This window comes from Longimicrobium sp., assembly GCA_036389795.1.
Lineage (GTDB): Bacteria > Gemmatimonadota > Gemmatimonadetes > Longimicrobiales > Longimicrobiaceae > Longimicrobium.
This window is the reverse complement of sequence record DASVWD010000174.1, coordinates 1-10,515: the sequence shown is the minus strand read 5'-3', so window position 1 is coordinate 10,515 and position 10,515 is coordinate 1. Positions and strand designations below refer to the sequence as shown.

The 10,515-nt window shown below is 73.3% G+C and carries 8 protein-coding genes; 2 read left to right on the top strand and 6 right to left on the bottom strand.

From position 1 onward, the window contains the following. Nucleotides 1–520: 520 nt before the first annotated feature. The 6 genes from VF746_22515 to VF746_22490 form a co-directional block, all read right to left on the bottom strand. Entirely contained in the window at nucleotides 521–1,444 is a 924-nt protein-coding gene (locus VF746_22515) for a DUF4097 family beta strand repeat-containing protein (protein HEX8695202.1), read from the bottom strand. Nucleotides 1,445–1,674: 230 nt separating this feature from the next. Further along, the gene (locus VF746_22510; GenBank protein HEX8695201.1) at nucleotides 1,675–4,074 is read right to left on the bottom strand and encodes an ABC transporter permease; all 2,400 of its coding nucleotides are present in this window, start codon (nucleotides 4,072–4,074) and stop codon (nucleotides 1,675–1,677) included. A gap of 126 nt (nucleotides 4,075–4,200) precedes the next feature. After that, nucleotides 4,201–5,553 carry a hypothetical protein gene (locus tag VF746_22505; GenBank protein HEX8695200.1) on the bottom strand — a complete coding sequence of 451 codons (1,353 nt, stop codon included), beginning with the start codon at nucleotides 5,551–5,553 and terminating at the stop codon, nucleotides 4,201–4,203. A 195-nt stretch (nucleotides 5,554–5,748) separates the two neighbouring features. After that, nucleotides 5,749–6,498, bottom strand: a complete 750-nt coding sequence (locus VF746_22500) for an ABC transporter ATP-binding protein (GenBank protein HEX8695199.1) — start codon at nucleotides 6,496–6,498, stop codon at nucleotides 5,749–5,751. A gap of 136 nt (nucleotides 6,499–6,634) precedes the next feature. Continuing rightward, on the bottom strand, nucleotides 6,635–7,882 hold the full coding sequence (locus tag VF746_22495; GenBank protein HEX8695198.1) for an HlyD family efflux transporter periplasmic adaptor subunit: 1,248 nt from the start codon (nucleotides 7,880–7,882) through the stop codon (nucleotides 6,635–6,637). Nucleotides 7,883–7,965: 83 nt separating this feature from the next. Beyond that, nucleotides 7,966–8,223 (bottom strand): hypothetical protein, encoded by a 258-nt coding sequence (locus tag VF746_22490; protein ID HEX8695197.1) that lies wholly within the window; start codon nucleotides 8,221–8,223, stop codon nucleotides 7,966–7,968. Between the two features lie 449 nt (nucleotides 8,224–8,672). Between VF746_22490 and VF746_22485 the strand changes: the two genes are divergently transcribed. Together VF746_22485 and VF746_22480 are read left to right on the top strand one after the other, a co-directional pair. Next, nucleotides 8,673–9,017: a hypothetical protein gene (locus tag VF746_22485; protein ID HEX8695196.1), complete on the top strand. Its 345-nt coding sequence runs from the start codon at nucleotides 8,673–8,675 to the stop codon at nucleotides 9,015–9,017. Nucleotides 9,018–9,175: 158 nt separating this feature from the next. After that, nucleotides 9,176–10,315, top strand: a complete 1,140-nt coding sequence (locus tag VF746_22480) for an AI-2E family transporter (GenBank protein HEX8695195.1) — start codon at nucleotides 9,176–9,178, stop codon at nucleotides 10,313–10,315. Nucleotides 10,316–10,515: the final 200 nt, after the last annotated feature.

Below are 10,515 nucleotides of genomic sequence, written 5' to 3'. Positions count from 1 at the left end.
CGTGGAATGTCATCCTGAGGGGAGCCTAAAGCGACCCGAAGGATCTGCGGGTTGAATGCGAGCGTGAGTCCGGCTGACGCTCACGACCCACCCGCAGATCCTTCAGTCGCTGGGGCTCCTTCAGGATGACATTCCTGGTTGGGTGCGAAATGCACAATCAGTCTCGGAATCTGGTATCACCCCGCCCGGACGCTGGCTCCGTGCATCGGTCCGGCCTCCTGCCGGCCGCGGGTAGATTCCTCGGGAGCCCGGCCGACTTCGGTGGCGAACGCGAGATCAGCGCATCGGGCTCCACTCGGAATGACAGCTTCCCGATGCACAGCGAATCTCGAAAGACGGCGTCAGGCATCCTCTTGGGCCGCCACCCACCAGAAGCGCCAAGTAGATCCCTCGGGTCGCTACCGCGCCCCTCGGAATGACATCCGTCTGGTCGAATCCTCATCTTCCGCCCAGACGCGAAGAGGCCCGGGACTGCGCCCGGGCCTCTTCGCACTTCGCACCTCGCACTTCGCACTGTCGGTTACGTCCCCGCGCGCAGCACCCGGATGCTCCCGTTGCCGGTGGACATGCGCACGCTGCGGCCGCCGCTGCCGATGGTGCCGTGCACGCGGTGCTGGCTCATGCGGCCCACCACGCGCAGGGGGAAGTCGGACTCGAAGCCGCCGTTGCCGGTCGAGGCCTCGATCTCGGCCGAGAAGTCCGCGGGGACGCGCAGCGTGATGCTCCCGTTGCCGCTGCTGAACTCCATGTCGTCGTCGCCGCGCAGCGAGGCCATCGACACGTCGATGCTGCCGTTGCCGCTGGACGCCTCCACCGGGCCCTGGGCCGTGGAGACCATCACCCGCCCGTTGCCGGTGCTGGCGTGCACGGGCCCGCGGGCGGCGTCCACCATCACCGCGCCGTTGCCGCTGGAGACGTCCACCCGCGCCGCGCCCGAGCCCACCCGCACGTCGCCGTTCCCCGACGAGGCGTTCACGTCCGCCGTGGCGCCGTCCACCGTCACGTCGCCGTTGCCGCTGCCCACGCGCACCACCACCCCGCGCGGCACCTCGATGGTGAAGTTGGCCTTCGCGCGCCGGTTGCGCCGGCTCCAGCCGCGGTCGCGGTCGCGCACGCCGTTGTCGTTGCACTCGCCGCCCTCGCGCACGGCGCAGATGCGCACGTCGCCGCCGTCGCGGTCGGTGAGGTAGCGGATCTGCTCGTCGTCGGCGTCGCGGGTCTCGCCGTGCACGCGCGCCGTGCGGCCAGCCGCTTGGCGCACGGTGACGGTGCCCGCGGTGGTGAAGACGCGCAGCGTGGCGCCGGGGGCGATCTCGCCGTTCCAGTCGAAGTCCTGCTGGAGCCCGCGCCCGTGCGAGGACGCGGGGGCGACCGCCGCGTAGCCGGACAGCGCCAGCATGGAGAGCGCGAAGACCGCGCGCGGAGCCGTGTACCAGGACGTCATCGGAGGGTCCTCCTGAGGATGTTGAGGTGAGGGCTGCTGCTGGCCCGGACTGCGGCACGCGCGTTTGGATGCGGGTGGCGGCCGGAGGGTTTAACGGCGAGGGGGACAGGTTACAGGATTCAGCCTGGGCAACGGGGGCCGCCGTTGTCGCTCGCTGGCTGTCCCCTGTCCCCTGTTCCCTGCCCCCTTCCGGTTGTCTCGCTTGCAACGGACGCCCCGCGCCCGCGGTTTCACTCCGCCCGGAGCGCCACCATCGGGTCCACGCGCGCGGCGCGGCGGGCGGGGGCCCAGCTCGCCAGCAGCGCCACGGCGGCCAGCACGAGCGGCGTCCCCAGCAGCACCGCGGGGTCGGCCGGGCTCACGCCGTAGAGGAACCCGGCGGCGGCCATCCCCAGCGGCACCGCCAGCGCCAGCCCGGCGCCGAGCCCGGCGGCCACCACGCGCAGGTTGTCGCCCAGCACCATGCGGACGACCCGCGCGGGGCCCGCCCCAAGCGCCGAGCGGATGCCGATCTCGCGGGTGCGCTGGCTCACCGCGTACGAGACCACGCCGTAGATCCCCACCGCCGCCAGCGAGAGCGCCAGCGCGCCGAAGACCCCCAGCACCCACGCTCCCACCCGCGCCGGCGCCAGCGCGAAGCGCAGGCTCTCGCGCACGGGCACGGGCTCGGGGATCGGCAGCACGGGGTCGAGCGCCTGCGCCGCGCGGTGCACCGGCTTCGCCAGCGCCGCCGGGTCGCCCGCCGCGCGCACGTAGACCACCGCCTCGGCGTCGTAATTCTGCGCGAAGGGGAGGTACAGCATCGGGCGCGGGTCCTCGCCCAGCGTCACGTACTTCGCGTCGCGCACCACGCCCACGATGGTCACCCAGGGGCCCTCGGCGCCCTCCATGCTCACCCGCTTCCCCAGCGCCTGGCCGCCGGGGAAGTGGCGCCGGGCGAAGGTCTGGTTGACGACCGCCACGGCGGGCGCCGTCTCGCCGTCGCTCGCCGCGAACTCGCGCCCGCCGAGGACGGGGATGCCGATGGTGTGGAAGAAGCCGGGCGAGACCGCGTCGAAGTTGGTGATCCGGCGCTCCTCGTCGGGGCCCTGGCCCTCGGTGACGAACGACGTCTCGCGGTTCTCGCCCTGCAGCGGCGGCACCTGCTGCAGCGCGGCCGACTCCACGCCGGGGACCGCCGCCAGCTCGCCCAGGAGGCGGCGGTAGAACGCCGGGCCCGTCGTCCCGTCGTAGCGGCCCAGCCGCAGGTCGATGCGCGTGTTGAGCAGCGGCGCCGGGTCGAAGCCGGGGTCGATGCGGCGCGCGTTCCCCAGCGAGCGCAGGAAGAGCGCGGCGCCGGCCAGCAGCACCATGCACAGCGCCACCTGCGCCCCCACCAGCGCCCCGCGCATCCGCGAGCGCCGGGGCGCGGCCGAGTCCTCCTTGAGCGACGAGGTGACGTCCGGAGCGGAGGCCCGCAGCGCCGGCAGCAGCCCGAAGAGCACCCCGGCGAAGAGCGAGGCGCCCAGGGCGAAGAAGAGCACCCGCCGGTCGGGCGAGAAGTCGAGCGCCACCTCCGAGGTGGCGGGGACGAGCGCCGCCGCCAGGTCCGCCAGCCAGGTCACGATCAAGAGCGCCAGCACGCCGCCCACCAGCGCCAGCAGCACGCTCTCGGTGAGGAGCTGGCGCACCAGGCGCCGTCGGCTGGCCCCGATGGCCAGGCGGATGCCGATCTCGCGGCGGCGGGCGGTGGCGCGCGCCAGCATCAGGTTCGCCACGTTGGTGCAGGCGATCAGCAGCACCAGCAGGGTGACGAACAGCAGCCCGCCCGCCACGCCCGCAGCCTGGGGTCGCAGCTCCGCGTTCACCCCGCGCGCATGGTCCACCGTGAGCGTCACCGGCCGGCGCAGCCGGGGGTCGGCGGCGGTGAGCTGCCCCGCCAGCACCTTCAGGTCGGCGGCGGCCGCGTCGCGCGTGGCGCCCGGCTTCAGCCGGCCCATGGCGTACAGGCTCCCGGCGTCCTCGAAGTCCATCCCGGTGAGCGGCTTCAGCTCCGACATCGGCAGCCACGCGTGCGCGCTGAAGCCCGGGAAGGTGCCGCTGAAGTGCTCCGGCGCCACGCCGACGACCGTGTAGGCGCGCCCGTTCAGCCGGATGGTGCGGCCCACGACGGCCGGGTCGGCGCCGAAGCGGGCCTTCCACCAGCGGTGGCTGAGCACGGCCACGGGGCTGACGCCGGGGACCGAGTCTTCCGCCGGGGTGAACACCCGCCCGCGGGCGGCGGGCACGCCCAGCAGGGTGAAGTAGTTGCCATTGACGAGCTCCACCACCGCCCGCTCGTTGCCGCGCGCCGTGTTGAGCGCCACCACGGCCCGCCGCTCGCCGAAGAGGCCCTCGAGCGTGCGGTTGTGCTCCCGCACGTAGCGCAGCTCCCCGGGCGAGAGCGGCGAGTGGCTGCCGCGGTAAACGCGCACCAGCCGGCCGGGCTCGCTCCCCGGCGGGGGCCGGAGCAGGAGCGCGTTCGCCGCGCTGAACACCGCCGTGTTGGCGCCGATCCCCAGCGCCAGCGTGAGCACCGCCGCGAGCGCGAACCCGGGCGACTTCGCCAGCGTGCGGACGGCGTAGCGGAGGTCCTGGAGGAGGGTGTCCATAGCCGGAGTGCGAAGTGCGAAGTGCTGGGTGCGAAGTGCGCCGCCCGCGGTGCGGACGATGGAGGAGCGCGATGGGCGGAGAGAAAAGGAAGGAGCGTGCCCGAATCACATTCGACGCAAGCTGCTTTACATCATATACTTAGCGAAAGATGACGGATGCTTTGCCTGTGCGGTGCCGGGAATCTGCGTCCCAGGAACGGACACCGGGGACCCCGCGATCGCGAGGGTGCCGGTCGAAGCGCGCTCCTGCCTTGCGAGCGGCTGGGCCAGCACCCACTCCAGCACCGGGTCGCGGCCGGCGGCGTAGTCCGCCCAGGTGGGCTCGATGCGCTGGTCCGGGAGGACGCCCGGCGTGTCCTCGTCCTGGAACCTGTAGTAGCGGGTGGAAAAGCCGACCTCGATCCCCGAGTTGGGGAGCCGCATCCCGTCGTTCTCCTGGTAGCCGTTCGGCCGCGCGCCCGTGGGCTCGCCGGCCAGGACCGCGCGCAGCATCGAGCGGAAGTCCGCCGCGTTGTTCATCGCCGCCGAGAAGGTGCGGGGCCCGGTGAGCACGTACAGCCGCCCGCGCGCGCCGAAGCCCGCGCGCTGCAGCACGGGGATCATCCCGCCGCGCACCCGCGTGTAGTCGCCTCCGCCGTTGCCGCGCAGATCGATCACCAGCCGCGTGGCCCCGGCCGCCGCCATCTCCCGCACCGTCTCCTCGGTGAAGCGCCGGAGGTCCACCGTGGACGGGTAGGCGTTGAAGCCCACGTAGAAGGTCCTGCCGTCCGGCAGCGCCGTCCGCCAGAGCGGCTCGTCGCGCCGCGTCAGGTACAGCGGCGGCCGCGGGTAGGCGTCCACCCACGCCGCCGAGTCCGCGGCCACGGGGGCGAGCGTGAGCGCCACCTCCTCGCCCGCGTCCGTCCGCACGGTGAAGCGCGCCGCCCGCGCCTGGGGGACGATGCCGAAGCCGTGCAGCAGTTCGGGGCGCACGAGGTACCCCTGCGCGAGCACCCGCACCCACCCCTCGGTCTCGCCCTTCGGCGCCAGCGCGGCCAGCGAGTCGAAGGCGGCGAGCGCGTCCATCTCTCCCACGCGCAGCAGCACCCCGCCCAGCGCCCGGCGGTGCTCCGGCGCGGTCCGCACCACGCGCAGGGTGTCGCCGAAGCGGCGGACGACGAGCGGGTACGTGCGCACCCGGCCGGGGACCGCGAGCCCCGTGTGCCCGTCCCCCACCAGCGCCACCAGCCGCTTCATCCGCGCGACCACCTCGTCGTCGTCAAGGCGGGGAATGGCCGAGTCGAGCGCGGCCACCTCGGCCGCCCACCGCTCGGGCGTGACGGTGTGGAACAGGTTCGCGTGGCGCCGCCGCAGCTCCCGGTCGAGGAAGCGCAGGTCCTCGCGCCACGCGTCGGGCGTCATCGGCCGCGCCGTCTGCGCGCGCGCCGCGCCGGCGAGGAGCAGGGCGGTGCAGAGAGGCGCCAGAGGGCGGGTTCGCATCGGAGGATCTCCGGGAGGGGGAGGTGCACCCCGGGGACCGCGGGGCGCCGGCCCGGATTGGACGCGGGCCGCGCCGGATCGGTTTGCAGCGGGCCGATGGAACCGGCCGGCGCACGGCGGGGACGCGGCAGCGGCCGGGCGGGGACGATTCCCCACCCGGCCGCCGTCCGGTGAGTCTGCCGAAAGACGCGAGGGTCAGTTGTCGTGCAGCTCGAAGCCGTGGCGCTCCAGCTCGGCGGCGACTTCGCTGCGCTCGTCGCGCACCACCTGGCCGTCGAAGAGGTGGATGGTGCGCTCGGCGTGCTCGGCGTAGCGCGGGTCGTGGGTGACCATCACGATGGTGGCGCCCTCGCGGTGCAGCTCCTGGAGGAGCCCCATCACCTGCTCGCCGTTGGTGGAGTCCAGGTTGCCGGTGGGCTCGTCGGCCAGCAGCACGTGCGGGTCGCCGGCGATGGCGCGGGCCACCGCCACGCGCTGCTGCTGGCCGCCGGAGAGCTGCGAGGGGTAGTGGTTCATGCGGTGGCTCATCCCCACCTTCTCCAGCGCCTCCTGCACCCGCTTCTGCCGCTCCGACGCCGGCATGCCGCGGTAGGTGAGCGGCAGCTCCACGTTCTCCTTGACCGTCAGGTCGCCGATCAGGTTGAACGCCTGGAAGATGAAGCCGATCTCGCGGTTGCGGATGCGCGCCCGGTCGCTGGCCGAGAGCCCCGACACGGGCTTGCCGGCCAGCTGGTACACGCCGTCGGTGGGCGAGTCCAGCAGCCCCAGGATGGAGAGCAGCGTGGTCTTGCCGCACCCCGAGGGCCCGGCGATCGCCAGGTACTCTCCCTGCCTCACCTCCAGGTGGACGTTGGCGAGCGCGTGCGTCTCCACGTCCTCGGTGAGGAACACCTTGCTCACGCCCTCGAGCTGGATCAGTGCCTGGTTGCCGCTGCCGTTCGCCATGGGGAGCCTCGTCTCTCGGGGCTGGGGATGAATGAGTCCTGAGTCCTTGGTGCCGAGTGCCAGGTGCTTGGATGCCTGTGCCGGGCGCCGGGTTTGTATCGCACTCAGCACTCAGGACTTCGCACTTCGCACTTTCCTACCGCAGCCGCACCCGCTCCGCGTTCTCGTGCTGCGACATGTCCGACAGGATCACCACGTCGCCGGGCTGGAGACCCTGCACCACCTGGATGGTGCTGGCCGAGCTCCTGCCCAGCTGCACCGTCACGCGCACCGCCTCGCGGCCGCCCGGGAGGATCTTGAACAGCCCCACGCTCGACTCGGCCTGGCCGTACGCCGGGCGGCCCACGTAGAGCACGTCGTGCAGCCGCTCGATGTCGACGGTGCCGTCCACCGACAGGTCGGGGCGCGCGCCGCGCGGCAGGGCGCCCTCCAGCGCCACGTCCACCGCCACCGTGCCGTTCTGCGCCGCCGGGTCGATGCGCGTCACCCGCCCCGGGATCACGCCGTTGCGCGTGTCGATCGAGGCGCGCTGCCCCACCACCACGTCCTTGGCCTGCGTCTCGGGGATGCGCAGCACCGCCTTCAGCCGCGTGGGCTGCACCACCTTGGCCAGCGTGGCCCCCGAGTTCACCCACTGCCCCAGCTCCACCGGCAGCTCCTGCAGCACGCCGTCGTTCACCGAGCGCACCTGCATGGAGGCGATCTGGCTGCGGTTGAACTCGGCCAGGCGGTTCAGCATGGCCACCTGCGACTCCTGCGCGGCGATCTGCTGCCGCATCGACTGGCGCAGGAAGTCGATCCGCTTGCGCTCCACGTCCAGCCGGGTGCGCAGGTCGGAGGCGTTGTCGCGGGCGCGGGCCAGCTCGGAGGCCGAAACCATGTTCTGCCGCGCCAGCCCCTCGGCCGAGCGCGCCTGGCGCTCCGCCTCGTTGTACTGCGCCTGGATCTGGGCCACCGTGGCCTCCTGGCTCAGCAGCTGGTTCTGCAGGTTGGTGCGCAGCGTGGTGAGGTCGCCCCGCGCGGCGGTGAGCTGGCGCTGCGCCTCGAGCGCGGCGCGCTCCACATCGGGGTTGCTGAGCGTCACCAGCACGGTGCCGGCCCGCACCATGGTGCCGGGCTGCACCAGCTTGCTCTCCACGCGGCCCTGGGTGACCGCCGAGATCCAGCGGATGTCCTCGGCCACCAGCGTCCCGGGGCCGCGCACCTGGCGCACCATCTCGCCGCGGCGCACGGTGTCCCTCCACACGGTGGCGCCGTCCACGGTGGGGGCGGCGGGCTCCATGCGCGAGAGCGCCAGCGTCACCAGCGCGAGCACGGCGAGCGCGGCGCCTCCGTAGATCCACTGGCGTCGGCTCTTGACCGGCTTGCGGGGGATGTCGACCACGTGTATCTCCTGACGAACGACGTTTGCGGAAAGGGGTGCCGCGGGTGGGACGAGGCTCTTACGGGCGGCCCGGCGCCCGGGATTCAGAGCCGCGCCTCGCGCCGCTCCAGGGCCTCGGCCACCCGGTCCAGGCGGCCGTTGGCGGCGCGCAGCTGCCGCTCGAGCCCGGCGAAGCGCTCCTCCAGCTCGGCCCCGCCGCGCCCGGCGGCGCGCAGGCGCGCCACCGAGTCCAGCACCGGCTTGAGCCCCAGCCGCGCCGCGAGCCCCGCCACCGCCACCAGCAGGAGCACCCCGGCGATCCAGATCGCCAGCATCGCCGTGAGGTCCACGCCCAGGTCCATGGTGGTGCGCCGGATGAAGTTGAGCCAGTCGCGAGCGACGGGACGATTCCGTGCGCCCCGCGGGGCGCGCCTCCCCTGGAGAAGGCGAGGACCGTGCCGGAGGACGGCCGATCCGCAAACTGCCGATTTACAACTGTTTACGCAATCGTTTCCGGCCCGGGGAGCGGCGCGTCTGCCCGCTTGTGGGAATCGCCGTCCCAGAATCGGACACTCGCGCGGATGCGGATCGCCGGCCGCCGCCCGCCGGGGGCGGCGGAAGCGGCGCGCGGGAAAAGCCGACGCGCGCGGGGAGTTCACCGGCGCAAACCGCGCGTCTGTCACACTTGACCGCGCCCGCGGCAGCCTTTAGGGTGTGTCGCGACTGGACCACGCGCGTGGATGACGACGGCGCCGGCGCCCCGGACCGGGGGGCCGGACCTACCTCGAGATCTCAGGAGAAGCAGGGGAAAATGGCGGACTCACGGGTGGACGAACGCTTCGACGAGCTCGTCTCGCAGGTGCACGACTGGGTGGAGTCGGCGGTGGCGCTGGACGAGGGGCACTTCCCCAGCGAGCTGCTGAGCGACCTGCGCGACCTCATCGAAGAGCTGAAGGACTATCTGGACGAAGAGGGCACCGGCCGCCGCGACGAGGTGCTGGAGCTCTTCGTCAGCCCCGAGATGGCCGAGGTCATGCACCGCTTCCCGCGCGTGCGCCGCCTGCTGGAGAGCGCCTGGGGCTCGCAGCTCACCGACATGATCGAGGAAGAGGCGGCCGGCTACAGCGGCGGCGACGACGACGACGACGAGGACTAGCCTCGCCGCGCCGCCCCCTGCCCCTGCGTTCCGGAGCGGGGCCCGCCACCGGGCGGGCCCCGCTCTCGCGTCCGGCCGGCGCGGGCGGCTTTTGCGGCGCATGGTGCGCTCCTTGCCCTCCCGGCGCGCGGACATCCGCGTCCCGCACCCCGGAGCCGATGGCGAGCCCCGAGCCCACCCCGCAGCCCGCGCCGCACGTGCCTCCCGAGGCGGTGGCCCTCCCCCGCGAGGGCCGCGACACGCGCGTCCTGCCGCACCACCTCTACCAGGCGGCGGGGCTCCTCTTCCTGCTGGCGCTGGCCTGGCGCTTCTTCGACACCCTGGCGCAGACGTTCCTGCTGGCCTACGCGGCCGCCATCCTGGCCGTGGGACTCGACGCGCTCCGGCGGAAGCTGCCGGCGATCAAGCGCCGCTGGTTCGCCGCGGCCGCGGGGCTCGTCGGCGTGGCCCTGGTGGCGGCCCTGCTCTGGTTCGGCGCGCCCGCGCTCCTCCGACAGGCCCGCAGCGTCGCCGGCATGGGTCCCTCGCTGGAGCAGAAGACCCGGGAGTGGGAGCGCACCATCCGCGAGAGCACGGGCCTCTCCGTCGACATCCCCACCCCGGGCGGCGGGCAGGCGCAGCTCCCCGCCGGCGGGAGCGGTGGGAGCGGCGGCGACGTGATGGGGAAGGCGGTCGGCCTGGCGGAAGTGCTCTTCTTTCCCATCGTGGTCTTCTTCGGCGGGCTGTTCGCGCTGGCCAACCCCAACCACCGGCTCCTCACCCCGCTGCTGCGCGCCGTTCCCCCCGGCGTGCGGCCGGCCGTCTACCGCATCTTCCAGCTCCTGGGCGAGCGGCTGGTGGGGTGGCTCAAGGGGGTGGCCATCGCCATGGTGGGCGTGGGGGTGCTGAGCATCGTGGCCTGGAGCCTGATCGGCGTCCCCAACGCGCTCCTGCTGGGGATCTTCAACGGGCTGGTGGAGTTCGTCCCACTGGTGGGCCCCTGGGTGGGCGGCGCCGCGGCCACGCTGGTGGCCCTCCTCGACGACCCCTCGAAGGCCGTGTGGGTGGCGCTCTCGGCCATCGCCATCCAGCAGGTGGAGGCCAACCTGATCACCCCCTTCGCCATGGCCCGGCAGGCCGAGATCCACCCCTTCATCACCCTCTTCGCGCTGCTCCTCTTCGGGGGGATGTTCGGCTTCCTGGGGCTCCTGCTGGCGCTGCCGCTGGTGCTGCTGGTGTGGACGGTGGTGCAGGTGCTGTGGGTGGAGCGCGCCCTCGACACCGACCGCGACCGCATCGCCCCCGTCGTCGGCGAGTAGCCCGCGCCGTCTCCGCACCTCGCACCTCGCACCTCGCACCTCGCACTTCGCACCGCGGGTTCGGGCGTGTCCCTCCGCTGCGCTCCGGGCCGGGCTGCGCGCGCGGTAGGGCACGATACGACCGTGCCCAACCGCGCCGGGCCACCGCCGCGACGATACCCCGTGTCGCGGCGGCGTCCCGGCCCTCCGGGCGCGCATCC

What these genes read in the sequence shown, in the direction of transcription:
- VF746_22515 (HEX8695202.1), bottom strand. Translation starts at nt 1,444, where the DNA reads ATGACGTCCTGGTACACGGCTCCGCGCGCGGTCTTCGCGCTCTCCATG.
- VF746_22510 (HEX8695201.1), bottom strand. Translation starts at nt 4,074, where the DNA reads ATGGACACCCTCCTCCAGGACCTCCGCTACGCCGTCCGCACGCTGGCG.
- VF746_22505 (HEX8695200.1), bottom strand. Translation starts at nt 5,553, where the DNA reads ATGCGAACCCGCCCTCTGGCGCCTCTCTGCACCGCCCTGCTCCTCGCC.
- VF746_22500 (HEX8695199.1), bottom strand. Translation starts at nt 6,498, where the DNA reads ATGGCGAACGGCAGCGGCAACCAGGCACTGATCCAGCTCGAGGGCGTG.
- VF746_22490 (HEX8695197.1), bottom strand. Translation starts at nt 8,223, where the DNA reads ATGGACCTGGGCGTGGACCTCACGGCGATGCTGGCGATCTGGATCGCC.
- VF746_22485 (HEX8695196.1), top strand. Translation starts at nt 8,673, where the DNA reads ATGGCGGACTCACGGGTGGACGAACGCTTCGACGAGCTCGTCTCGCAG.
- VF746_22480 (HEX8695195.1), top strand. Translation starts at nt 9,176, where the DNA reads ATGGCGAGCCCCGAGCCCACCCCGCAGCCCGCGCCGCACGTGCCTCCC.